At 43.9% G+C, this 25,715-nt stretch carries 24 protein-coding genes; 15 read left to right on the top strand and 9 right to left on the bottom strand.

The features are described from left to right. Positions 1-6: 6 nt before the first annotated feature. Together ctaD and coxB are read right to left on the bottom strand one after the other, a co-directional pair. Complete coding sequence (gene ctaD, locus ELZ11_RS07715; protein ID WP_137356799.1) at positions 7-1,674, bottom strand: cytochrome c oxidase subunit I; 1,668 nt, start codon at positions 1,672-1,674, stop codon at positions 7-9. After that, complete coding sequence (gene coxB, locus ELZ11_RS07710) at positions 1,671-2,834, bottom strand: cytochrome c oxidase subunit II (protein ID WP_167494644.1); 1,164 nt, start codon at positions 2,832-2,834, stop codon at positions 1,671-1,673. Before coxB ends, ctaD begins: the two co-directional genes overlap by 4 nt. A 359-nt stretch (positions 2,835-3,193) precedes the next feature. Between coxB and ELZ11_RS07705 the strand changes: the two genes are divergently transcribed. Beyond that, positions 3,194-4,903, top strand: a complete 1,710-nt coding sequence (locus ELZ11_RS07705) for a phospho-sugar mutase (RefSeq protein ID WP_208746697.1) — start codon at positions 3,194-3,196, stop codon at positions 4,901-4,903. A 72-nt stretch (positions 4,904-4,975) separates the two neighbouring features. On the opposite strand, the gene ELZ11_RS07700 is transcribed toward ELZ11_RS07705, so the two are convergent. After that, positions 4,976-5,392 (bottom strand): GNAT family N-acetyltransferase, encoded by a 417-nt coding sequence (locus tag ELZ11_RS07700; protein ID WP_137356796.1) that lies wholly within the window; start codon positions 5,390-5,392, stop codon positions 4,976-4,978. 100 nt (positions 5,393-5,492) lie between these two features. Then, a complete protein-coding gene (locus ELZ11_RS07695; RefSeq protein ID WP_137356795.1) occupies positions 5,493-6,128 on the bottom strand; it encodes a LysE family translocator in 636 nt (211 codons plus the stop codon). A 250-nt stretch (positions 6,129-6,378) separates the two neighbouring features. Here ELZ11_RS07695 and ELZ11_RS07690 point away from each other — a divergent pair, with 250 nt between their 5' ends. After that, on the top strand, positions 6,379-7,236 hold the full coding sequence (locus ELZ11_RS07690) for an AraC family transcriptional regulator (protein WP_137356794.1): 858 nt from the start codon (positions 6,379-6,381) through the stop codon (positions 7,234-7,236). Positions 7,237-7,312: 76 nt separating this feature from the next. Here the strand turns inward: ELZ11_RS07690 and ELZ11_RS07685 are convergent, their stop codons facing one another. Then, positions 7,313-8,803 (bottom strand): lytic polysaccharide monooxygenase, encoded by a 1,491-nt coding sequence (locus ELZ11_RS07685; RefSeq protein WP_137356793.1) that lies wholly within the window; start codon positions 8,801-8,803, stop codon positions 7,313-7,315. 398 nt (positions 8,804-9,201) lie between these two features. On the opposite strand from ELZ11_RS07685, the gene ELZ11_RS07680 reads away from it, so the two are divergent. The 6 genes from ELZ11_RS07680 (at position 9,202) to ELZ11_RS07655 (ending at position 14,788) form a co-directional block, all read left to right on the top strand. Further along, positions 9,202-10,086 carry a winged helix-turn-helix domain-containing protein gene (locus ELZ11_RS07680; RefSeq protein ID WP_137356792.1) on the top strand — a complete coding sequence of 295 codons (885 nt, stop codon included), beginning with the start codon at positions 9,202-9,204 and terminating at the stop codon, positions 10,084-10,086. Continuing rightward, on the top strand, positions 10,070-10,549 hold the full coding sequence (locus tag ELZ11_RS07675) for a hypothetical protein (RefSeq protein ID WP_137356791.1): 480 nt from the start codon (positions 10,070-10,072) through the stop codon (positions 10,547-10,549). The genes ELZ11_RS07680 and ELZ11_RS07675 overlap by 17 nt, the downstream gene beginning before the upstream one ends. A gap of 186 nt (positions 10,550-10,735) precedes the next feature. Then, complete coding sequence (gene speA / locus ELZ11_RS07670; protein ID WP_137356790.1) at positions 10,736-12,646, top strand: arginine decarboxylase; 1,911 nt, start codon at positions 10,736-10,738, stop codon at positions 12,644-12,646. Next, positions 12,647-13,591, top strand: a complete 945-nt coding sequence (gene speB / locus ELZ11_RS07665; RefSeq protein WP_137356789.1) for an agmatinase — start codon at positions 12,647-12,649, stop codon at positions 13,589-13,591. A 166-nt stretch (positions 13,592-13,757) separates the two neighbouring features. Continuing rightward, positions 13,758-14,474, top strand: a complete 717-nt coding sequence (locus ELZ11_RS07660; protein ID WP_137356788.1) for an AzlC family ABC transporter permease — start codon at positions 13,758-13,760, stop codon at positions 14,472-14,474. Beyond that, positions 14,471-14,788, top strand: a complete 318-nt coding sequence (locus tag ELZ11_RS07655; protein ID WP_137356787.1) for an AzlD domain-containing protein — start codon at positions 14,471-14,473, stop codon at positions 14,786-14,788. The genes ELZ11_RS07660 and ELZ11_RS07655 overlap by 4 nt, the downstream gene beginning before the upstream one ends. Before the next feature lie 56 nt (positions 14,789-14,844). Here ELZ11_RS07655 and ELZ11_RS07650 read toward each other — a convergent pair whose 3' ends face one another. Both ELZ11_RS07650 and ohrR read right to left on the bottom strand, forming a co-directional pair. Next, entirely contained in the window at positions 14,845-15,459 is a 615-nt protein-coding gene (locus ELZ11_RS07650) for a fumarylacetoacetate hydrolase family protein (protein ID WP_137356786.1), read from the bottom strand. A 113-nt stretch (positions 15,460-15,572) separates the two neighbouring features. Further along, positions 15,573-16,043, bottom strand: coding sequence for a transcriptional regulator OhrR (ohrR, locus tag ELZ11_RS07645; protein ID WP_137356785.1), 471 nt, complete (start codon positions 16,041-16,043; stop codon positions 15,573-15,575). A gap of 115 nt (positions 16,044-16,158) precedes the next feature. On the opposite strand from ohrR, the gene ohr reads away from it, so the two are divergent. Beyond that, complete coding sequence (gene ohr / locus ELZ11_RS07640) at positions 16,159-16,581, top strand: organic hydroperoxide reductase Ohr (RefSeq protein ID WP_137356784.1); 423 nt, start codon at positions 16,159-16,161, stop codon at positions 16,579-16,581. 110 nt (positions 16,582-16,691) lie between these two features. Here ohr and ELZ11_RS07635 read toward each other — a convergent pair whose 3' ends face one another. After that, entirely contained in the window at positions 16,692-17,750 is a 1,059-nt protein-coding gene (locus ELZ11_RS07635; RefSeq protein WP_137356783.1) for a porin, read from the bottom strand. Between the two features lie 937 nt (positions 17,751-18,687). On the opposite strand from ELZ11_RS07635, the gene ELZ11_RS07630 reads away from it, so the two are divergent. The 6 genes from ELZ11_RS07630 to ELZ11_RS07605 all read left to right on the top strand — a co-directional run bounded on the left by ELZ11_RS07630 (position 18,688) and on the right by ELZ11_RS07605 (position 24,518). After that, positions 18,688-19,116, top strand: coding sequence for a hypothetical protein (locus tag ELZ11_RS07630; protein WP_137356782.1), 429 nt, complete (start codon positions 18,688-18,690; stop codon positions 19,114-19,116). Positions 19,117-19,220: 104 nt separating this feature from the next. Then, positions 19,221-21,308 carry a protein-disulfide reductase DsbD family protein gene (locus tag ELZ11_RS07625; protein ID WP_244291632.1) on the top strand — a complete coding sequence of 696 codons (2,088 nt, stop codon included), beginning with the start codon at positions 19,221-19,223 and terminating at the stop codon, positions 21,306-21,308. Next, positions 21,301-21,843 carry a protein disulfide oxidoreductase gene (locus ELZ11_RS07620; RefSeq protein WP_244291623.1) on the top strand — a complete coding sequence of 181 codons (543 nt, stop codon included), beginning with the start codon at positions 21,301-21,303 and terminating at the stop codon, positions 21,841-21,843. The genes ELZ11_RS07625 and ELZ11_RS07620 overlap by 8 nt, the downstream gene beginning before the upstream one ends. Before the next feature lie 14 nt (positions 21,844-21,857). Then, a complete protein-coding gene (locus ELZ11_RS07615; RefSeq protein WP_137356781.1) occupies positions 21,858-22,595 on the top strand; it encodes a DsbA family protein in 738 nt (245 codons plus the stop codon). 34 nt (positions 22,596-22,629) lie between these two features. Beyond that, on the top strand, positions 22,630-23,358 hold the full coding sequence (locus tag ELZ11_RS07610; protein WP_137356780.1) for a DsbA family protein: 729 nt from the start codon (positions 22,630-22,632) through the stop codon (positions 23,356-23,358). 233 nt (positions 23,359-23,591) lie between these two features. After that, positions 23,592-24,518 carry a porin gene (locus ELZ11_RS07605; protein ID WP_137356779.1) on the top strand — a complete coding sequence of 309 codons (927 nt, stop codon included), beginning with the start codon at positions 23,592-23,594 and terminating at the stop codon, positions 24,516-24,518. A 79-nt stretch (positions 24,519-24,597) separates the two neighbouring features. Here the strand turns inward: ELZ11_RS07605 and ELZ11_RS07600 are convergent, their stop codons facing one another. Then, entirely contained in the window at positions 24,598-25,596 is a 999-nt protein-coding gene (locus ELZ11_RS07600; protein ID WP_137356778.1) for a succinylglutamate desuccinylase/aspartoacylase family protein, read from the bottom strand. Between the last annotated feature and the right edge of the window lie 119 nt (positions 25,597-25,715).

Genomic DNA, 25,715 nt, shown 5'->3' with positions numbered 1-25,715 from the left:
CATTACTCAATCAATTTTAGGTGGATGCGTGAATGTATGATGCGGAGCAGGGCTTGGTACCGTCCACTCTAAGCCTTCGGCACGATCCCACGGCTTAGCGGGTGCTTTTTCACCACCTTTAATACATTTGATAACCAGCCATAAGAAAATCAGCTGAGAAAGACCAAAGGCAAAGCCACCAATTGAAACAATCTGGTTCACATCAGCAAACTGGATCGCGTAGTCCGGAATTCGGCGCGGCATTCCAGCTAGCCCCAAAAAGTGCATAGGGAAGAAAAGCACATTCACAGAAATCACCGAGCACCAGAAGTGCCACAAGCTCAAGCGTTCGTCATACATGTGCCCTGTCCACTTAGGAAGCCAATAGTACGCCGCCGCCATAATTGAAAATACTGCGCCAGTAACTAATACATAATGGAAGTGAGCCACCACAAAGTACGTATCGTGGTATTGGAAATCCGCTGGCACTATGGCCAACATCAACCCTGAAAGCCCGCCTATCGTGAATAAAACAATAAAGGCAACCGTGAACAACATTGGCGTTTCAAAAGTTAACGCTCCGCGCCACATTGTCGCGACCCAGTTAAACACCTTAACCCCAGTTGGCACCGCTATCAGCATGGTGCAATACATAAAGAAGAGTTCAGCAAACACCGGCATCCCGGTAGTAAACATATGGTGAGCCCAAACTAGGAATGACAGCAGCGCGATACTACACGTTGCGTACACCATAGAGTGATAACCGAACAACTTCTTACCACTAAATGCAGGGATAATTGCAGAGACAATACCGAAAGACGGCAAAATCATGATGTAGACTTCAGGATGGCCAAAGAACCAGAAAATATGCTGGAACATCACGGGATCTCCGCCCCCCGCAGCGTCAAAGAAACTCGTGCCAAAGTATTTATCAGTCAACACCATGGTTACCGCTCCTGCGAGCACCGGCATTACGGCAATGAGAAGAAAGGCTGTGATTAACCATGTCCAGACGAACATTGGCATTTTGAACCACGTCATTCCCGGAGCACGCATATTGACGATGGTAACGATCACATTAATCGCCCCCATGATCGAACTGATCCCCATAATATGAACTGAAAATACAAACAGAGCAGTACTGTCGGGGCCATAGGTAGTGGATAACGGTGCGTAGAAAGTCCAACCGAAGTTAGGTCCACCAGCCTCAGTAAATAGAGATCCGATCAAAATCAAGAACGCAAAAGGTAAGATCCAAAAGCTCAAGTTATTCATACGTGGCAGCGCCATATCAGGCGCGCCAATCATCATCGGGATCATCCAGTTGGCTAGCCCTGTGAACGCAGGCATCACAGCGCCGAACACCATCACTAACCCATGAACAGTTGTCATCTGATTAAAGAAATCAGGTTCTACAAGCTGCAATCCCGGTTGAAATAGTTCGGCGCGAATGACCATTGCCATCGCTCCGCCAATGAGAAACATGATAAAACTAAACCACAAATAGAGTGTGCCGATATCTTTATGGTTAGTCGAATATAGCCACCTTGTAATACCTGTAGGGGCGTGATGTTCTTCATGGCTATCCTGCGAATCAATTTGGTCCGCCATTGAAGACAAATTCGCGTTGCTGCCGCTCGACTCAGCATCAACAACTGGTGAGGATTTCACTGACTTATCGCTAGATGAACTCATTGTTCCTCCTTGGCACTCGCCTCTGCTTTGAACGCATTCACATCCGAGGCTTGCACTACATCCCCAGTATCATTGCCCCACGCATTTCTTTGGTATGTTGCAACCGCTGCAATTTCTTGCTCCGTGAGTTGGTTATCAAACGCCTGCATCGCCGTTCCAGGTCGGCCATTCACAATTATATCGATATGAGTTGAAACATCCCCTAACGCAATCGCGCTACCTTTGATTGCAGGGAACGCCCCTGTAATACCTTCACCATTTGCCTGATGGCACACAGCACATCGCGCCTTGTATATCTCTTCACCGCTAGCGTAAAGCTCATCCATTGAAAGTGATTGGCCTAGCGCATCCTGAGCCTGCTGCTTCGCAAGCGCTATTTCTTCTTTCTTTGCCACAAGCCAAGCGTCATATTCTGCTTCTTCCATGGCATGAACAACGATAGGCATGAAGCCATGGGCGCGGCCACAAAGCTCTGCACACTGACCACGATACACACCCGGCTCATCAATTTTGGTCCAGGCTTCATTAATAAAACCGGGAACCGTATCTTTTTTCACAGCAAATGCTGGAACCCACCAAGAGTGAATCACATCATCGGAAGTCATTAAGAAACGGATTTTTCGGTTGATCGGCACAACCAGCGGGTTATCCACTTCTAGTAAGTAGTTAGCGCCCTTCACCTCGACACCTTCAATTTGCTTGTCTGTGGTCGCAAGCAAACTGAAGAACTCCACATCCTCCCCAAAATAGCTGTAATGCCATTTCCATTGGGAGCCAGTAATTTTTACTGTCAGATCAGATTGAGAGGTGTCTTCCATTGCGATAAGGGTTTTGGTTGCGGGGATTGCCATTGCGACAAGAATTAAAATAGGGATGATGGTCCAGAGGATTTCGATTTTGGTGCTTTCATGAAAATGGGCAGCGACCGCGCCCTTCGACTTTCGGTGATGAATGATGGAATAGAACATCACGCCGAACACCACCAACGCGATAGCGCAACAAATATAGAAAATCAGCATATGTAAGTCGTAAACTTGACCGCTAATTTCCGTCACGCCTTGTGTCATATTGTAATCAGATTCCGCTGATATAGCGGGAGCTGCAAAGCCCACCAACATTAAATCTGTAAACAACATTAGAGTGATCAGTAATCTCTTCAAAAGACATCTCCTCATCTCCAGTCAGACTGGACTCGCTCGACCTTAGTCACATCTCACCAATGGCTATTACGTCTGTTTCCCGAATGAAGTGACCTTGTTTGATCACTCGCTTTTGAGAAAAAGTTCGTAAAAAACAGCGAACTCGGCACTTTTTGTTATATTTATTTTAAAAGGCTAGTTAGAGAACTGAGATTGTTCAAGGTTGTTTCTACTCTCACTGGAAAAGGTATCAATACGCATCCCTTTACATATAGATTAGTCTAATTTTCTGAGAAACACAGTTTAACGATTGCCCTCTCGCAATTGATAATGAATATCATTTATAGTGTTTCCATCGAAACATAAGGGTTTAATTTATGATGCAGCAAGTAACAGATTGGCTAGCGAGAGATCCGGATCCACGCACTCGCGAAGAACTACAATTTCTAATCGATGAAAAAATGCTCGATGAGTTAAGTGATCGATTCGACCGTCGATTGGAGTTCGGGACTGCCGGGCTTCGAGGTAAAGTGGGCTGCGGACCAAACCGAATGAACCGACTAGTCATTCAAGAAACCGCGACGGGGCTTGGGCACTATCTGGTCGATAACGTAGCCAATGCATGTAGTCGCGGTGTTGTAGTAGGTTATGATGGCCGTACCGATTCGAAGCAATTTGCTCACGATACCGCTTCAGTGCTAACAGCACTAGGGATCAAGGTCTATCTAACTCATGATGTCGCCGCGACACCAATTGTCGCTTTTGGAATCAAAAAGTTTAATGCTGCGGCGGCTGTAGTGGTAACAGCAAGTCACAACCCACCTGAATACAACGGCTTTAAAGTATACTGGGAAAACGGGGCACAGATTATTCCTCCGCACGACTCTGGCATCGCAGCAGAAATTAATATCGCGGCAACCAAACCGATCCCATTAATGTGCCTAAGTGATGCTGAAAAGAAAGGCAACTTAGTTTGGCTGAAAAAAGATTATTACGAATCGTACCGTTCCGCGATCAATGAAAACCCGTTCATCAACCAACCCATTCAATACCACCCGATCACTATTGCTTACACTGCAATGCATGGTGTCGGGGCACAAATGGCAGAAGATCTTGTTCATGACAATGATTTCGGTAACTTCTTCAGTGTTGCAGAGCAAAAAGAACCAGATGGGACATTCCCAACCGTAAACTTCCCTAACCCTGAAGAAGACGGCGCCATGGATCTGGTTTTAAAACTGGCAGAAAGTGTTGAAGCCGACATTGCTTGTGCCAATGATCCAGATGCCGATCGGTTTGCCGCAGCAATCAGGCAGGCTGATGAAAGCTATAAAATGCTATCTGGCGATCAGGTCGGTGTACTGCTTGCTAATTACTTACTCTCACTACCTCATGAAAAGCAGCAACTAGTCGGCAATAGTATTGTGTCGTCAACTCTATTGGAAAAAGTGGCTAAATCTCATGGCGCTCAGTATTTCCAAACACTCACTGGCTTCAAATGGCTAGCGAATGTGGGAATGCAGTTAGAAGATGATGAACATGAATTCTTATTTGCCTATGAGGAAGCACTCGGTTACACGATAGGTACACAAGTTCGCGATAAAGACGGTTTGTCAGCACTGGTGGTGTTTGCTCAAATGGTTGCTCAATTAAAGCATCAAGGCAAAACAGTGTGGGATGAACTCGCGAAGATTTCATTCGAACATGGCGTCCACGTGAATGCTCAGCAAAGTATCGCGCTTAACCCTGAATCACCGCCGATTGGCAATAAGCTAAGAGCCAAGCCACCCAAAGCAATCGCTGGCATCGCAATAACGGCTATAGAGGATTTGCAGGCATCATTGCGCTTCAATGTGGGAGGCAGCACCGAAGCGATCAACCTTCCAGCCAGTGACGTGCTGATTTATCACCTTGAGAGCGGCTATCGCATTATTGTTAGGCCTTCTGGCACAGAGCCTAAACTCAAGGTTTACTACGAAGTCGTAACCGATTTCGAAGGTAGTGAAAAATACAGTGATACGCTTGTTAGAGCTGAAGGTTACATGGAAAAACTGATCGAAACTCACCAAGCTGAGTTAGCAAAGGTTTAATTTCATTCACCCTTACACCCAAAATGGACGAGTTAACTCGTCCATTTTTATGCTTTCACTCTACTGTTCAATCTACAAACACTTTTGCAATAAGTACTTGTTGATTCCTTTCGTCGGATAATTGGTGAATTCCCCAACTTGCGTGAAGCCTTGTTTTAAATAGAAGTCAAGCGCTTGAAAACTGTAAGTATCTAAACACATATCTTCAACGCCTCGAGCAAGAGCTTCCGATTCTATTCGTTTCATTAAACGACCACCCAAGTTGTCGCCTCTGTATTCTGGAGAGACCCATAGGTAGTTAATGAATAATGAAGTCGTGAAACACTCAGCGGTTAGGCCAGCAATAATATTCTTATTCTCATCACGAATAAAACAGCCTAACGGTACAATGTCGACATCCGGAAAGTGCGGGCGATTGAAATCCTTAATACCTTGATGAACAGCGCTAACATCCGATTCTGCAGGGTTAGCAATAACTTCTATTTCCATATTTCTACCTCACAAACGTGTTGAACTCCATGTTACTAATTGCCTACAAAAAAACCAGCCGAAGCTGGTCTTATAGTTACAAATTCACGCAATTTTTTCATTAATGAATCAATAGATTACTCAGCATCCATAAAGACAATGAGATAAAAACACAACCCATTACCTTGTGCTGATACATTCTGAAGTTATCACTCTCTAGCAAGCGCTTACCAACGCTACCCACTAAGCCAACCAATAAGAAGTTGAACGTTAAGCCCAACACATTCAGAAGTAAGCCTAGAAATAGCATCTGCTCACCAGAGCTAGCTGTGATGTTACTTGATACAAATTGAGGCAAAAACATGACAAAGAACACCAACGCTTTTGGATTCAAAAGGTTACTCACCAACGCTCGCTGGTAATAAGTCTTCGCAGCGGCTGAGTTCTCATCCAAGCTTGGCGCACTATCCGGCTGAACTCGTAAACAGTCTGTGCCCATTTTCAACAAGTACGCGCCACCTAATAGGTGAAGAGCTTGCAAAGCTAATGGGTTCATAGCGATCAAGGCTGAAACGCCCATAGCCGCTAGTACAGTTAAAATCACCCCAGATGTTGCATTCCCTAAACTCGCAAAAACACCTACTTTTCGCCCGAAACTGATGCTTGAACTCGCTATCAGAAGCATATCCGGTCCAGGTAACAACAGTAGAGCAATAACGGCAGTCAAATAGACTGGTAAAATGGCTAAATCGATCATGAAAATAGTAGTTTATAAAAACAAGGCGCGGATTTTAAACTAACACAAAACTCAAATCTAGAACTTTATACCACAACAAACAAGCACTGTACTTTTTACATCTATCGATTGCATACCGAGTTAGCACTAAGTACCAAGAAAGTTCTTAACAATAGAATATTCGAACTCGGCTTTCTCGGCTTACAACAGCAATTTTGTACAAAAGAAAATTGCCGTTGTACGTTACACTATGGTTGGTAAGGAGCGCATTATGACTAAAAAAAGCAAGGAAGAGGCGGTATTCAGCTTTGCTGAAGAGCTCGGCGGCATTGAAGTTTTAGAAGCAAAATACGAAAAGCAAAACTTCTCTCGTCATAGCCATGAGGGCTACACCATTGGAGTAATTGAAAAAGGTGCACAACGCTTTTTCCGAACTGGCGGTAATCATATCGCGCCTGAAGACAGCATTATTTTAGTGAACGCAGATGAAGTGCATAATGGTCATTCAGCTTCTGAAGGTGGTTGGGAATACAAAGCAATGTACCCTCTGCCAGAACAGTTTAGTCAACTTACCCAAGAATTGAATGGCAAGCTCTCTGGGGCACCGTATTTTCCACAACCCGTGGTGTATGACCCAGAATTAGCCAGTCAACTTAGGCTATTGTTCAGCACCTTAGCGACATCTTCTAATCGACTTCTGAGAGAAACGGTAATGTATGCGGCAATGGTTAAGCTCATTGCTCGTCATGGAAAATCGCGCTCAGAAGACGTCATGCCTAGTTCGACTCCTGGACTTGAAATAGTGAGGGAGTTTATTGACGACTTTCCACAAGCCGATGTTTCACTAGAAGAGCTCGCAAAACTCGCTGGGTTAAGCCCTTACCATATGGCGCGTTCATTTCAACAGCGCTTTGGTTTACCGCCACATGCGTATCAAGTTCAAGCTCGAATTCGACTCGCAAAACAAAAGCTAAAACTTGGGCACACCATTTCAGATACCGCTCAAGAGTGCGGGTTCCACGATCAAAGCCACCTTCATCGTCACTTTAAAAAAGCTTTAGGCGTTACTCCGGGGCAATATCTAGCCAGTATTCATCAAGGCACTCGGTCACCTATTGTCGGTTCGTAACATAAAGAAAAACCTCGGACAGAGCCGAGGTTTTCGCTATTTAATCACTAATCAGATTAAGCTTGTAAATGTGAGGTTAGTTTCTAGTCCATGCATCTTCCCATGCTTCACCTTCACCCGGTACGTAAGCTGGTGCGTCAATATTACACCACGCACCGTATGGGTATTCGCGACAAGCATAGGTATTGCCGTCAGATCCTAGAACAACCGTTTCACCCTCTACGTAACTGCCAATTCCGTCCGGGTAAACGTAGTCATATTCGGCTGAGCCTTCAGCTTTCACTTCAAACTGTTCAGAGAATACTACGTGGTGCTCTGGTTCTTGGTTGTAGCTCGCGGTTACTTCTAGCGTATGCATACCTTCAACATGTGCTTTCACTGGAAGCTCAACAGGTTTTCCATGAAGAATGGCGCTATTTAGCCAAGTTTGTGTTCCATCCGCTCTGATCACCTTAACGTTCACTAGTACATTGTGACCTTCAGTGGCTACGGTTGGCGTAATGGTTACTTCACCTTCTGATAGGTAATACGTGCTCTCAACACCAGAAACCTTCACCTCTGCTGGTGGTGGTACTTCAATATCTCGGATATCGAGTGAGTAGCTGTAATCTGGGTTCTTCGTGTAAACCTTGTTAAAGAACAGGTTCGAATCGTCATATTCCACTTCACCAGATGGCTGCTTAATGCCGACCATTGCGGTATGCGAGTAAGTTGTATTGATCTTATCCGCTAGCTCATACGTCCAAACACTTTGGTCTACATTACTAGTATCAATAGGGAAGCTTTCCGCAACGATTTCAGTACCTTGCTTATCAAAGATACGGAATAAAACCGCACGATCGACTTCCGCTTCAAAGCCCGGTTGAACGTACTGTGCAATTTCGCCCCACTCCGGTACTTCAGCTTCACCAACAAACTTCACGTCAGAACAGTTATAGAAGCCTTCCCCAGCCGGGTCGACACGTTGCCAACGGCTGAAAATAGTGACTTCTTCACCATCACGCCCTTCAGGGAGTTTGATTTCAAACTGGTAATGGTCTTCACCATTGATTTTCACTGGCGCTACATCTTCTTGCGTCGCGAACAACTCAACGTCATCCCAAGTTAGCCTTGAATTCGCTGCGTTGTAGCCCGGTTTGCTAATATATAGCTCCCAGTAAGAAGGGTTATGAACCGCTGTTGCACGATACTGGAAGTTAATCGTATCACCCGAGACTAACTCAGTACGCTGCCAGTTCTCAGACGCCACGCCCATTCCGCTGTAATTTGCAATTGAGGCATGACACAGTTCGCCATCTTTAATGACTGCTTTTACTGCGTCTGGATTAGTATGGTCGACAACTAATGCCGCATAACCATTTTTGTTGTTAAATGCACCTTCACCAGACTCTTGATATGCCGCTCGACAAGCTTGGTTTGGAATGGTGGAACCGTCCCCCCACAAACCGCCTTGTTCGTGACAGATCTGCTGTCTTGCTGCTGGGTACACTGCGTACCCATGTGAATGTGCAATACTTGGAATGATTGCCGAGAGTGCAAAGCCAACTGCCGTTATATTTTTTATCATGTCATTTCCTACCGAATTCGGTGAATAAGTAACTCAAATAAAGTATTTAAACGTTCGAATTCCATGCAGACCTTAAAGCATACAAATCAAATTATGATGAATAATTAACCTTCAACTATTACGTTTTATTCATCCTCATTTAAACACGTTCAATTCGAGCCTCTTATTAAGCTCGTCGAAGCGGATTTATGCATGATTTAAAAATTAAATTTATGGATAAAAATATAAAAAAAGCTAAACAGGCACTTCATATCACATGTAATACATAGAAATAACAACTAAACAGATGAGCACCAATAAATATTAAAAATGGATACTTGTTAACAATTCACAAAATAGACACCTATAATCTCAATAAATGAACGGCGGTCACAGATTGAGGCTAGATAGTCACGAATTTGGACTGCATAATTATCGAAATACTCATTGCTATTGAATCCCCCGCTTTAAAATTAATAGTTCAAACGAGTTATATAAAAACGATGACCACAAACACTGATCCCATAAACAACAATTGGCTTATTAATGGCCGCTATCTAATACCATCTTTACGTTCTGTGTCGGATGGAGAGCACACTTTCAAACTTGGCGCTGCTGATTACTGCATTCTAGAAATCTTGTTGAATAACCTTGATAAACCGGTCTCTCGAGAACAATTATTCGAAATCGCCTGGGAAGGTAAATTCGTCTCTGAAGCTCGCCTTACACAATCTATCTTTAGCATTAGACTAGCGCTTGGTGATGACGGTAAAGCTCAGAAAGTGCTAAAAACGATCGCCAAAAGCGGTTACATGATCTCGAGTGAACTTGTTCAATGCGATGATTCTCTACATGAGAGCGAAGGCGCCGCTTCAGAAAATAGCCAATCAATATATACCTTAATTACAAACCATAAATCACTCTACAAACACTTAGCACTAATCGTATTTCTCTTCGTTGCGGGGTACATATTAGGGGTATTGAGAAGTCCAGGAAGTGAATATTTGGGGAATATCAAGACGGCTAAATTTGTCACCTACGAAAACCCTTTCCCCAACAATCACAATATCGACATCCACCTTCAAGAAAATATTGAACCAATATCACTTAAAGGTGCTTTTGCGCCTAAAGTGCTATTGGATGATGACTGCCAAGTCGACATCTATATATTAGAAAATAATAGTAAATATACTTATGTGTTCTATTCAATAAAGAAACAAATGAGTATTAATTTTGAAGCCAACTATGGACTCATTGAAGGGCTGAATAATAGTTTATGGAAATTCCATGAAAGCACCATTTAAATACTGCCTCATCATTGGCCTAGGAACTGCATCGCTTTTTATCGGCTATCTTTTGGGCTTTCAGTCCGCTGATCAGAAGATATTGTTTCAGGCGAATGTTCAGGCGACCTACATTGCGAACTCTAACCTACATGAAAGCTATGAACGTAGCGGTGAAGTCATCTTCGGGAATCACTTTCTAGTAAGTAACGACATCGTCAAATCCGAACAAGGCTTGCTGGCTATGCAGTCTCTTTATGAGTGGAACGCATTCAATTCAAACCTCAAAAACAAAAAAATGACCCGGCAATATTCGGGAATGATTCACAACAGCTTGATTCTTGATCTTCCCGATGAAGTTCGCTTGAAAATGCACCCTATCGAGCTCCCAAGCCAAAGTGGGCGTAAGTTGTATTTATTCTATTTTAGAGACGTGGCGTTGCTGCTTATCGAAAAGAATAGAAATCATCACAACCTTGGTTAGCTTTGCGCGATCTCCCTTTAAAGGTCATCAAATATAGTTGTCTAGACGACAAATATTTATCATTAGACTCCACACCTATTTTATCCGTTAATGCGCCTGACTTTTGAGGCTGACCTAGCCCAAAGCAGGTGTGATTTCAGAACATTCTGAACTCAGATTTTTCTCTCTGTTCTTGCGAGATAAGCTGTGGAACAAGTATCCAAACTAGACCGCGTTCGCGCTGATTACAATGTTCAACACTGGAGCCAAGGCTTCTACGGTATTGATGACAACGGTGAAGTGTATATATCACCGACCAGCGACAAAACGCACCAAGTGCCTTTTAGCAACATCGTCAATCAACTGGAAGAACGTCAACTAAACCTACCAGTTCTGGTTCGCTTCCCGCAGATTCTGCACCAGCGAGTGCATAACGTTTGCCAAGCATTTAACCAAGCGATTGAAGAGTACCAGTACCAGAACAACTACTTGTTGGTTTACCCAATTAAAGTAAACCAGCAGAAAGAAGTCGTTGACGAGATTTTAGCTAGCCAAGCAAAGCTTGAAACCAAACAGCTTGGGCTAGAGGCCGGCAGCAAACCCGAACTACTCGCAGTACTAGCGTTAGCTCAGCAAGCCAGCTCCGTTATTGTATGTAACGGCTACAAAGACAGAGAGTACATTCGCCTAGCGCTAATCGGTGAAAAGCTAGGACACAAAGTATTCATCGTTTTAGAAAAGCTATCTGAGCTGGACTTAGTGCTAAAAGAAGCGAAAAACCTTGGTGTAAAACCACGCTTGGGTATTCGAATCCGACTTGCTTCTCAAGGCGCTGGTAAATGGCAAGCCAGTGGTGGCGAAAAATCGAAGTTCGGTTTATCGGCGTCTCAGGTTCTGACTGTCATTGAACGTTTAAAGCGTGAAGAACAATTGGATGCGATGCAATTGGTGCATTTCCACCTAGGTTCGCAAATGGCCAATATTCGCGATGTGCGCAATGGTGTGAATGAGTCAGCTCGCTTCTACTGTGAGCTGCGCGGTATGGGCGCCAATATTGATTTCTTCGACATTGGTGGCGGCTTGGCCGTCGATTACGACGGTACGCGCAGCCAGTCTTCGAACTCGATGAACTATGGGCTCGCCGAGTACGCTAGAAACATTGTTTCCACTGTGGGCGATGTGTGTCAGCAATATGAACAGCCAATGCCGGTCATCATCTCGGAATCGGGTCGCTCTATTACTGCTCATCATGCGGTGTTGATCACCAATGTGATTGGTAACGAAACGTACCATCCAGAAGAAATGATTGCTCCAGAGCAGGCTGCTCCTACGCTGTTGCAAAACATGTGGCGCAACTGGGAAAACTTACAAGACGGGACTGACGCTCGTGCATTGATTGAGATTTACAACGATACACAAAGCGACTTATCCGAAGTGCACTCGCAGTTTGCGATGGGGCTGCTAAACCTCCAGCAACGAGCGTGGGCAGAGCAATTGTCTCTGCGTATCTACTTCGAGCTCAGCCGCCAAATGAGCAACAAAAATCGTTTTCATCGACCGATTTTGGATGAGTTGAACGAGCGACTAGCCGATAAATTCTTTGTGAATTTTTCGCTATTCCAATCACTGCCAGATGCATGGGGTATCGATCAGGTATTCCCTGTATTGCCTCTATCCGGTTTGGAAAACGTAGAAGACCGACGCGCTATAATGCTCGACATTACGTGTGATTCAGATGGCGCGATTGAACAATACGTTGAAGGTCAAGGCATCGAAACCACATTGCCAGTACCCGCTTTTGATAAAAACAAACCGTATCTGATGGGCTTTTTCCTAGTGGGAGCATACCAAGAGATCTTGGGTGACATGCACAACCTATTTGGTGACACCCATAGCGCAGTAGTCAACGTCGATGAAAGCGGTAAAGCAGTGATCGAATCCATTAATGAAGGCGATTCAGTTGAAGATATGATGCGCTACGTTCACATTGACGTAGACAAAATTCGAACCAATTACCGTGAGCTCGTAAGCCAACGAGTTGCGATTGAAGAGCAACAAAACGTGCTCGATGAACTTGAGCAAGGCTTAAGTGGTTATACTTATTTAGAGGATTTCTAAATGAATGATTTGTTTAGCAAAACTGATTATTCACTGTACTCAAATGCAATGACATTTGTGCGCCGCCCTTACGTGAAAAACCCAGTAAGCGCCGACGCCGATGTAGTAGTGCTCGGTGTGCCGCTTGATATGGCGACATCGGGACGCCCTGGCGCTCGTATGGGGCCAGATGCGATTCGCCGAGCTTCGGTTAACCTCGCTTGGGAAAGCAAAAAATTCCCTTGGGACTTTAACGTATTCGAACGCGCGAACGTGATTGATGCGGGCGATTTGGTATTCGACTGTGGCGATGCAGAAGATTTTACTTATCGATTGGAAGCAGCAACGTCTGAAATTCTAAAGAGCGGTAAAACCATGTTGGCGCTAGGTGGTGATCACTTCATTACCCTGCCAATATTGCGCGCTTATGCTAAGCACCATGGCGAGATGGCATTGATTCACTTCGATGCCCATACCGACACCTATTCCAATGGCAGTGCGTATGACCATGGCACTATGTTCTATCATGCGCCAAACGAAGGGCTAATTTCAGCGAAGCACTCGGTTCAAATTGGTATTCGCACTGAGTACGAGCAAGAAGGCCATGGCTTTAATGTTATTAATTCAATGCAAGCCAATGACCTAAGCGCAGAAGAAATTGTCGCACAAATAAAAAACATCATTGGTGATAAACCAGTGTATGTAACGTTCGACATCGACTGTCTGGATCCAGCATTCGCACCCGGAACAGGAACACCGGTTTGCGGTGGGTTGAACTCCGACAAAGTGCTGAAAATCCTACGCGGTTTAGCCGGCGTTAATATTGTTGGTATGGATGTGGTTGAAGTCGCACCACCGTACGACCAAAGCGATGTTACCGCGTTAGCAGGGGCCACCATCGCGCTCGAATTATTGTACGCTTGGTCGGCACAAAAGTTTCAAACAACCGAAGATACACAACAATAATGTTTGGAAAGGCTGTTTTAATTGAACCTGTCTCAATACTCAAAAAGAGAGCCTCGGCTCTCTTTCTTTTTAAAAAATTATAATTACCATCAATAGCGCAAGTTTGTACAATCCGCCTAACTTCCTTTTCACTAGGCTGGAATCAAATACCTAACCAAATAATCGTATGGATACCGCTATTAGTTACTCAAAATCATCAAGCCGAACCAAACTGTTCATACAAGGAACAATGGCAATGCTACCGTTAAGTATCGCTGTTTTACCTTGGGGGCTGCTGGCTGGCTCTTTTGCTATGGATGTTGGACTGCACCCACTCGAAGGACAAGCGCTCTCAGCCATTTTGTTTGCAGGCGCCGCGCAGTTAGTGGCAATGGGTATGTTCAAAGCCGGAGCCGGGCTGACAACCATGCTAATCACGACGTTCTTTATTACTTCTCGTCACTTTCTTTACAGCATTTCAATGCGTGACAAGATCAGCCCTCTTCCTCTTAAATGGCGTCTTACTCTTGGTTTTTTGTTAACCGATGAACTCTTCGCAATTTGTGGCAATCAATCCAGTAAGCAGTTTCAACCTTGGTATGCATTAGGGGCAGGGCTGAGCTTTTATCTATTTTGGAACCTCGCGACCATAGTGGGAATTGTGGCAGGCAGTGTGATTCCTGGGCTCAATCTATGGGGTCTGGAATTTGCGATCGCTGCGACCTTCATTGCGATAGTGATACCAACCATTAAAAGCCTTCCGATTCTGTGCTCTGTTATCTCAGCTTTGGTGCTTTCCGTCTCACTCGCATATTTCAAAATTGAAGGGGCGCTGATTTTTGCCAGTATCGGAGCAATGGGAGTCGGTTATCTAGTAGAAACAATCAAAGGAAAAGCGCAATGATATTCAGTTATATTCTGGCGATGACAGCAGTCGTATTTTTGAGTCGCTATTTGTTCTTAGAACCCAAACTTCCAATCAAGCTCGGGGTTAGAACTCAAAGGTTACTCGCCTATTCAAGCCCAGCAGTACTAACCGCAATTTGGGGGCCAATCGTCTTTTTACCTGAGGGGGAATTGATGCTGTCCAGCGACAATGCGTATTTGTGGGCAGCACTGCTCGCCGCCGGACTAGCTTGGAAAACCAAAAATGTTTTGCTCACCACTGTAGTCAGCATGGGAGTCTTTCTATTTCTAAACTTATCTTGGTTCGCATAACCACTTAATCCATATGGCCATCATGATTCGTACCACATGGTAAATGGACTAACGAGTTACTGCGCTAACCATTCGATTTCGATCAAGGTTTTATCGCCACATTTAAGTCGCCCAAGGAAAACATCACCTCTGTGAACCTCTCCCACTCCTTGAGGAGTACCAGTCATTACGATATCGCCATCGAGAAGACTTGTGTATGACTTGAGCTCTTGGAGAATCACAGCTGGTGAGTAAATCATTTGCTCAACGTGACCTTTCTGAACTCGGACACAGTTAATAAACAATTCCAAATTTAGGTCTGCCAGGTTCACATCGTTAACTGGAACAAACTTACTAAAAACCGCTGACCCATCGAACGCTTTAGCACGCTCCCAAGGTAAGCCTTTCTGTTTTAAGTAAGATTGCATTGAGCGCTTAGTTAGGTCTAATCCTAAAGCAACACCTTGGAACTCACCGTCTTTGACTACGAAGCATATTTCCGCTTCATAATGCAATTGCTCCTGATGAAAGGCAGATAATATCGATGTGACAGAAGTGCTCGGTTTATTAAACACAACCATGTGTTCTGGAATGGCATTATTTAATTCTTGGATGTGATCCAAATAATTACGGCCAACGCACAATACTTTGCTTGGCACTATCTTTTGCTCATCCATATACACCGAGTTCATTGCCTTTCCTTGACTGATTTAAAGAGCACAGAGTTTAACCGATCAGAGAACTCCGATCTCTGAGATTATCGAGCGAGCTATCAAAAATCTGATCTTTCGCTCAAAGTGTCTACCTAAGCTAACGTTTTCATTACCTTTTCACACAAACGCTTTAACTCAAGTAATTCATCCAACTCCAAGTTAAATTTACAGCGCATCGCTTTTGGCACTTGTTTGGCTTTTTCTTTTAGTTCTAAGCCTTGCTCTGTTAGAAACAATTCACGTACTCGCTCATCATGTTCACCACGCTTTCGCAGCACAATACCTTTCGCTTCTAGCCGTTTAAGTAAAGGAGTAAGTGTTCCAGAATCTAAACTCAGTTTAGAACCTAACTCTTTTACATTAATGCCATTTTTATCCCACAGCACCATCATCACTAAATATTGAGAATAAGTTAGATCGAGTTCTTCGAGCAAAGGTCGATAAGAACGAATGACTGCATTCGCAGCGCTATAAAGTGGAAAACAGATTTGGTTTTCTAACTTAATTAACGCTTCGTCTTGTGAGTTTTGCTCAACATGTTTGTTCGAATGGCATGAAGTCATAGTCACACTCTGAAAATTAAATTGCGCACAATATACTTGCATTTCTCTTGGAGATCGAACTATCATTGCCAACAATTAAATTGCACACAATATAAATTAAAAGGTAGGAATGACTATGACAACACTATATACAACGAAAGCAACCGCTCTTGCTGGACGTAACGGCAACGTAAAAACAGAAGATGGCTTACTCAATGTTGATCTAAGCTACCCAAAAGAAATGGGAGGCAGTGGAACAGCGACTAACCCAGAACAATTGTTTGCAGCTGGCTACTCAGCTTGTTTTTCAAACGCTATTTTGCATGTAGCGAAAGAAATGAAGGTATCAATTAAAGAAGCTCCAGTCAGCGCAGAGATAGGTATCGGTCCAAATGAAACTGGCGGTTTTGCGCTAACAGCAAGCTTAGAGGTTTTTTTAGATTTAGAGCAAGCTCAAGCAATCGAATTGGTGAAAGTAGCCCACCAAGTTTGCCCATACTCGAATGCAGTGCGTGGCAATATTGACGTTGCGGTAAGCGTGAATGGCGTAGCGTTATGATCGCTTAGTTTGCCAAACCCAAAATACGAAAAAGCCACCCTAATAAGGGTGGCTTGATATTTGGCGTGTGATTATATCTGTCGATTACTTTCTTGTAATCAACTTACACATTAGAAGTAGTAACGTGCGCCAAGAGTCCACTTGTCGTCAGTTTCGTTACCATCTGCATCGTTAAGATCGAATTGGTAACCAGTGTAACCAACAAACTTAGCAGTGAAGTTGTATTCAGCTTGTAGAGCTAACTCTTCACGTGCTGTTGCTTTAGCATCACCCTTGTTTTCTTTACCTTCAACCATTTCGTAGTTCATGATTAGGTTTAAGCTGTTTGGAAGCGCGTAAGCAGCTAGTAGCTCGTAGTTTGTGCTTTCTTCCATACGGTTAGTACCAGCGATTGGATCAAGGAAGTTCATGTTTTCGTTCGAAGCATAAACACCCGCTAGGTATAAACCTTTACCGTAGTTACCGTATGCTGCAGATACAGTATGAGACTCAGCAGTTTGAGATTTAGAGCCAAAGTCTGTGAAATCACCAGTATTGAAAGCATAACCTAGCTTAACGCCCGCGATATCATAACCTAGTGTTGCTTGGATACGATCGCCGTACTTAGTGCCTGATGTAGTGTTACCAACAGTTACTTGCTGATCGTTGTCACCCTGCCAACCTAGACCAAAGCTGAAAGAACCTGACTCACCGAAATCGAATGCGTTACGGTAGCTAACCATTTTATCTGCACGACCAGTACCTAGAGCGCCGTGGTTGTCGTAGATGAAGTCATTCGCAAATGCGATTGGCATATCTGCAACGCCAGCAACATCGTAGTAAGGTGCCCACTGAGTACCAACTACTGCGCGACCTAACTCATCATGAGTAAGACCTACGTAACCTAAACGAGTAGTGAAAGTGTCATCACCACCATCAAGGTAGTTTAGAGCCCATTCACCTTTAGCATCAGCAGTGAAACCATTGCCTAGATCTTGAGTTGCATTGAAGTTGATACGTGGAGAGTTAGTTCCAACAGAAGCATCTTCAGAATCAGAACCGTTGATGTTCGCAGAAACGTGACCACCGATTTCGAAAGTAGAACCGTCTTGGTTGTAAAGTTCAAAAGCAACAGCTTGAGTACCAAATGCAGCAGCAGAGATTGCTAGCGCCAATAGTTTTTTATTCATTGTTTCGTCCATTGTCCATTAATGTAACTTTGTTGTTTTGCTAAGGCAGGTGTTTAAGCTGAACATAGGGAATGTTACCTGCACTTAACATGTGGAATGGACTTTAAGCGAGCCGACTCGCAAAAGTTGCATGAAAATATATAAAATAACAAAAACAGTTATCGAAAAAACATAAAAGCAAATAAAACAACAAGTTAAACAACCAAAGCTTACCTTTATTTAGTTCAAACCTTGTTACATTTGTAGAAAAACCCACCAAAAACGATAAAAACCAATCCATCAATAAGGTTCAACCTGCCAATAAAGTAAGTTTACAAATAGCATTAATGTTGCAAAAAACGTACAAACTCAATGCAGATAATCTGCCAATTTTTATTACGCATTACCCTCCTATAAGCAGGTAAAATCTCGCATTTCAACCCAAGAATCGCGACGGTATCACACCCAATATTTAACAATAATTGGCAGCTAGATAATTAAAGAGCAGGAAGACATATAGCAGGAGTCGAAGGCAAAAAATGAAGTCTGTCTTAAATTTGATACCGGTGAATTGAGCGAACTATAACGATTATTATAGTGATTACGCCGAAGCAAAAGGACACCTTATGACGCAGCTCTTCAGTAAGAAAGCTCCAAAGCCTATTATGCATCAACTCTTGTTTGAGCAACATGCCCCAAGCTCCTCTTTAAATTAACGCCTCGAAACACGCCCCCTAGCTCACTAGGCTCAGCAGCTAAATTAAGTGGCTGAGTAGGCAACTAGCCAGATGTTAATAACCCATAACTAGTCATCAAACATAGAGAAACCAACCACTGCCAACCTCTCATTTACAAATGAATCTACATAATTCCTGACAATTCACTGACATTTGATGACTTGTAGCATCCATGCAACTTCACTACCCTAGACCTCGTCTTGTATTTTGAATCTAAGAATTTGCATAACTCGAACTCTCAACAACGAAAGCACGCCTTTTGGTCAATTGTCCTTACTGGATTGGTTATTATTACCTGTCTAGCAAGTACTATTACTTCGAGTTCTACGATCGCATCCAGCGCGCCTTATTCTCCTACATTGACTGAATCTCAAATAAGCCAAGACACCCACATCCAAGTTCTTTATCAGCAGGTTTTCGATAGCGGTAGCATCGCTAAACCTCTACCATCTAAAGAAGCCTGCACCTTAAGCGAGCAACTTCTAACCTACGCGACTCCAAAACTAGATTGGCTTGCTGCCTATATCATTTTATCAATTCTGGTATATTGCTTAGCACCTTTGTCTATTGGTAATGCTAGGTTAGAGCGCCAGCATTTCGCTTTCCCTAAACAGCGCCTACACGTCACCTATTGTATATTCCGAGAGTAAATAAACGGGTTCTCACTACACCCTAACTATTTATTTTTGGAGAAATTTTTGTGTTAAAAACAATCTTTGCGCCTAGCTCTTTGCAATCTAGGCTAGTGATGCCTATACAGGCTGGCTTTAGTACACTTGTAAAACTCTTACTCGCATTCAGCTTGCTTGCATTCTCGGCTATATCCTTGGCTCAAAGTACAGGTTGGATTAGTGCACCAGAGCACCCACCCGTTAAATTGAGAATGATGTCTACGGGTGAACAGAACCCAGACAACAAAACCATTGAAGCGGTTCTAGACATAGAGCTAGATGGCGACTGGAAAACCTATTGGCGCAGCCCGGGTGAAGGTGGCGTTGCACCTGAATGGGATTGGTCTAAATCGAGTAATATTGAATCCGTGGAATGGCACTGGCCAATCCCTAGCTATTACGAGCAATTAGGGGTCATGACTTTAGGCTACAAGTCCAAAGTAAGCTTCCCAATCACCATCACGTTAGAAGACATTACCAAGCCTGCCGTTTTTGACGCTGCGCTTACGTTACCATCTTGCACTAATATCTGCGTGATTCACGACTACCACGTCAATTTACCGATTGACCCATCGAGTTTACAGCTAGATGAAGACGCCATGTTCGTCTTCAACCAAGGCATGAGCCGTACACCTATGGAATCTAAGCAAGTGTCTATCGAAGCGCTTTCTTGGAATGTCCAAAAACAACAACTCGTGGCTCAGTTCACTAACCAAAAGCCTTGGGAACAACCACAAATATTAATTGATGGCGAAGAAGTGATTGATGAGTTCTTTGGCCAACCGAAAACCTACATCGAAGGAGACACGTTAACTGCCGTTTTTGATGTTACTAACTGGCTAGGTGAAACCGACCTAACCGACCGTAATATTACAATAACGGTCTCGGATAACTCTTTCGCAACGGAATTAACCGGGCAAATCGGCTCTGAAGCGATAGCTTATCAATCGAACAACACTGGCTTTTTGGCCATGTTCGGATTTGCATTATTAGGCGGCTTAATTCTCAATATTATGCCATGCGTACTGCCAGTTTTAGGCATGAAACTCAACAGCATGGTAGCCAATCAAAATGCTTCAAAAAAACAAGTCCGCGGCTCTTTCATTGCTTCAGCTCTAGGGATCATCACCTCGTTTGCGATTCTTGCAGCAGGTATTTCCATTCTGAAAATGGGTGGCAACGCCATCGGCTGGGGTATTCAATTCCAAAACGCATGGTTCATCATCTTAATGGTGGTCGTAACCTTAGTGTTTGCAACCAACTTACTGGGATTATTCGAGTTTCGTTTACCTTCAGGTATGAATACTTGGATGGCAACGAAAGGAAATGACTCCCACTCTGGTCACTTTATCCAGGGTATGTTTGCTACTTTACTGGCAACACCTTGTAGCGCGCCTTTCTTAGGTACCGCTGTGGCGTATGCATTTGGTGCTAGCTACCAAGAGCTATGGGCGATCTTCATCGCGCTCGGTATAGGTATGAGTGCGCCATGGTTAATGTTTGCCATGTTCCCAAGACTGGTTCGTTTCTTACCTAAGCCAGGTAAATGGATGTTCAAAGTAAAACTTATCTTTGGATTGATGATGCTAGCCACCAGCTTATGGCTGAGCAGCTTACTCACGCCTTTCCTTGGCACGTTCGCCACGATTTTAGTGACCGCAGGGATCTTAATCGCGGTATTGATTTGGGTCGGTTTCAAGTTTGGTAAAAAAGTCCTTATCCCAGTGCTTGCAGTCTCGACGCTTGCATTCGGTGGTGGGCTTATTGCTGGCAGCCTAACGGCAGGTAATTGGGCCACTCCAATTGTTGATGACCTTAACTGGCAGCCATTAGAAGCAACTCAAATATCCGGCCTTGTAGAAGAAGGAAAAACGGTATTCGTCAACGTGACTGCCGATTGGTGTATTACTTGTAAAGCCAACAAAATCGGCGTGATACTTCAAGATCCTGTGTATAGCCGCTTGCAAGAAGAAGGCGTTGTCCTGATGGAAGGCGATTGGACCACTCCTAACTCCAAGGTAACCGAGTATCTACAAAGTAATGGTCGTTACGGCGTTCCATTTAACATTGTTTACGGCCCAGAATACCCACAAGGGATTCCTTTACCTGTCATTCTAGACAGCGAAACGGTCATGGAGGCGATGAGAATCGCCGGGGGTTCGAATGGATAAAGAGACTCAAGATATAGAACAATCAACAGCTAAGCAGCCTTCAAGGTTAAAAAGGTGGAGCAAGGAGCTTGCAGGCATGGTTCTGATAGTGGCTGTCGTGTCATACGCGATGGATTTCTACTACAGCTCAAGCATGCCAAGTGGAACCGCCCCACCAATCGCAGGGATGACCGTGCAAGGTGAGATGGTCGATGCAATTGAGATGAGCAAATCAGGTAAACCTGTGATTGTCTATTTTTGGGCAACTTGGTGTACTGCTTGTAAATTTGTGAGTCCGACAATTGATCGCTTTTCCAAGAATCACCAGGTAGTCAGTGTCGCGCTGTCATCAGGTAACGATGACCGCGTTAGGCGCTTTCTATCAGCAAAAGAATACGACTTTCCCGTATTAAATGACGTTACAGGCCGGATAAGCAGAGACTGGGAAATCAGTGTCACGCCGACCATTGTCATCATTAAAGACGGTGAAATTCAGCACATCTCGACAGGCGTCACGACTCCTTGGGGATTGTGGTTCAGAACTCTATTCGTTTAGTAGCAAGGCTAACTATGAATAAATTAATACTATGGGCTGCGATTAGCGCCGCTCTTTCATCGTCACTGGTTCACGCAACTGATCTCGATGCACAACAGAAGCAGAAAATTGAACAGGTTTCTAAACTACTGGAAGAAAACCCGGAAGTTATAGACCCACTCTATACAAGCTTAAGTAACTACATTACTAAGGCTGACGAGTTCGATAAAGCACAGAAACAAAGTCACGACTGGCTATACAACAATCCAGATTTACCGTTTATTGGTAACCCTAACGGGAAAACCGTGCTCCTGAATTTTACCGACTACGACTGCCCGTATTGTAAAAAGCTGGACCCTGTCTTGAGCAAACTCGTGAAAAACTACCCAGATCTAAAGATCGTATCTGTTCTCACTCCGTTGAAGCAGAAAGGTGATCTGCCAGACATAGAGACCAATGCTACATTATACGCACTGACGGTTTGGAAAGAAGCACCAGAACATTTCGAACAAGTAAACCAATACCTGTTCGCAAAAAACAGCGGCCATTCAAAGCAATCATTGAATGCTATTGCTAAAAAAACCGACACCGTTGCTCAGCTACACGCGAGCCAACAAGTTCGAACCGTTGTCGATAACAACTATATGGCATTCCATGAATTAGGACTAAGAGGCACGCCTGCCATGATGCTCGGCGATAAGATCATTCCAGGTTATTTACCTTATGATCGGCTAAAGAACATTCTTTCAAAAGAAATTGAAGCGGCGAGTTAGCCCAACGCTAATAACAACGAATTAAGGAATACACGTGAAAAAATTAATCATCAGTACCATGATCGCCGCGAGTTTTACCTCTGCATGGGTATCGGCAGCAAAGCTCACAGAATCACAAGAAAAGCAGCTCATTGAAATCAATGAGTTACTACGAAATAACCCGTCAGTCATTGGCAATTTGCACGACAGTCTTGAAAAGTATGTAGAAAGCCAGGCTCAATTCAAGGATGTTAAAGCTCAAAGCCATGACTGGCTTTATAACAACCCAGATCACTCTATTACAGGTAACCCTGACGGGAAGTCAGTCATCATTAACTTCACTGATTACAATTGCCCTTTCTGCAAAAAACTAGAGCCCGTGATGGCACAGTTAGCTGAAGAAAATAGTGACCTAAAGATCGTTAATATCTATGTTCCGCTGCAGCAACAGCAAGTGGCAGGTATCGATACTAACTCTGCACTGTACGCGCTGAATGTTTGGAAGCAAAAGCCAGAAGCGTTCACCGAAGTACATAACTTCTTGGTCGCTAAAAATGGAAAACACACCAAGCAATCATTGGAAGCAGTGGCAAAGAAAACAGGAACAGCGGAACTGCTGAACACCACTGACGAACAACAAATGATTGTCGCACGTAACTACCAAACCTTTACTGCACTAGGTTTAGGTGGAACGCCTGGCATGTTAATCGGCGAGCAAGTCATTCCAGGCTATGTGCCATATGAAAAACTCAATGAGATCATCAAAGCGGAGTTCTCCAAGTAGTCGGCAATTGCTTTAAATAGTGTCGCTCGTCGTTTACCAAAAGGCGAGAGCACGAAACGCACAACCTATAGGGGAGGCAATTACCTCCCTTTTTATTTATCCATAATAAAAATGAAATAAAAACAAAACCTAAGCGTAATCGATCAGAAATCAATCCTTCATTTATAAAGCCTATCTTACCTGCATCAAACATATCGAGCACGACGCTCATTGATTTCATATAGGGTAAGAAAATGAAAAAAGCAGCAATCGCAACTGCAATATTCTCGGCATTGGTATCAGGGTCTTCACTAGCAGCAACCGTTTACGATAGCGACGGTACAACATTGAAAGTTGGCGGTCGTGCGGAAGCTCGCTTCAATATTTCTGACAACAACGAAACCGACTCGACGAGCAGCTTTAAAGATAAATCTCGCGCTCGTGTAAACCTAAAAGGTAAAACTCAAGTCGCTGAGGGGCTGTACGGTTTTGGTAAATATGAAGCAGAATTTGATGATGCAAATGACATCACCAACCGTTACTTCTTTGCGGGTATCGGCACAGACATGGGCGAGTTTTCTTACGGTAAACAAGACTCTGCACAAGTGATGCTAACTGACATTACAGATACAATGGCAACGTTTGGTGCAGACGCTGCAGACATCGTGTCTGGTAACAAAGATAAGCGTGAAAACAACTTCCTATATTCAGGCGAATTCGATGCTCTAGCGGTAAAAGTAAACTACATCGCAGCTGATGAAGTCGATGCAAACAGCTTCGGCCTTTCGGCTCTGTACTCACTAGAGATGGGGTTAGATCTTGGTGCTGGTTATGTTTCGCAAGACAGTGGCAGCAATGATGATGACCAAATCAACTTAGTTGCTCAATACGCTAAAGATGCGTTCACATTTGGCGGCCTATACACAATGGCGACTGTCGCCGACGAAGACGTGACAGGTTATGAGCTTTCTGCAAAATTTAAAGCTAACAAGCAACTTACACTAGTCGGCGTTTATAACTTCCAAGAGAACGATGACACTAGCACTGAAATTGCGAACAATTTTGCTATTGAAGCGGTCTACAAGTTTAACGGCCACATCCGTACTTACGCTGGCTACAAATTTGAACAATTGGACAACAAAGACGACCAACTACAAGCTGGTATTCGTTACGACTTCTAATGTTCAAATAACATAAACTCCAAGGAAACACTCCTTTTTTGGCCGAGCTCACCTCGGCCTTTTTTATTTCTTTCTGCCCCTAGCTAATCAAGCGAGTTACTAAGGCGCCAGGTTCACGCAAAGCATCCACGTTGAAGCTCAAGACTCGCCCCGGCGATGGCGCGAAGTAACGCTTATTTTCATCTCCAAATGCATCATATTGGATGGCCAGTAACTCCCCTTCTTCAACAGCTTGAAGTAGCTCTACCTGAGGCAAAATAAACCCCCCAATATCAGCACGAACCGACACAACTTTATTGCCTTCAACCCAGTTAATTTCTGGTAATGTTTGCGTGCCTTCAAGCATGCCGTAATAGCGTAGAATTCTGAAAACGCCATCGACAGCACGTTGAATCATATCAATTTGGGTAAACTTCCCCATGCCTACTTCAACGGTAACGCTAGGAATGCCTGAGCGATTCCAAACAGTTTCGAGAATACCTGGGTCCCCCGGATCATTGAGCACACAGTCAGGTTCAAATAAGCGAGCTAACTCGATGCATTGCGGAATCCGAAAATCAGAAAACACGTAAAGAGGATATACCGCTCCACGAGTTTGAGTGTGTAAATCGACCGCAAACGTGGCATTGGGTTTAAGCAAGCGCTGCCATAAAGATGCAACAAAACGCTCGGCTGCAGTCCCTTGTGGATCACCTGGAAAAAAGCGATTTAAGTTGGCAGGACAAGAGCCAGGATCGGAAGAAACAAAATCTCGACTGTGATTCAACAACCCAGGTAAATTCACTGTTGGAACGATAGTCACAGTGCCATGTAGCTGCTCACCCACCAGGTCACGAACGATTTGCTGCGCCGCGAGAACACCATTGAGTTCATCACCATGAATACCTGCGGTAATCATTAACTTAGGCCCGCTTTCGCTGCCTTTAAATACCGTAACCGGCATATTTTTAGGTTGCCCTAGACCATCACTCGCGACTTGAAACCAGAATTGGTGTTCACCAATCGGTAAATCTTCTACATCTAATGATTGGATAACTTGACGACCTTGCAGCACGTCTTGTAAATATTCGGTCGCCATTCTACTTCTCCATCTGGTTATGTGGCTTTTGCATCATAGAGGATATTTACTTTCAGACAAGCGGTGACTGATTTATCAGCAATCAACCGCACAAATTAGCTTTGTTCTAAGGTTTTGAA

The organism is Vibrio profundi, from assembly GCF_005281835.1.
In the GTDB taxonomy this organism is placed as follows: domain Bacteria; phylum Pseudomonadota; class Gammaproteobacteria; order Enterobacterales; family Vibrionaceae; genus Vibrio; species Vibrio profundi.
This window is presented reverse-complemented; position numbering and strand designations above follow the sequence as displayed.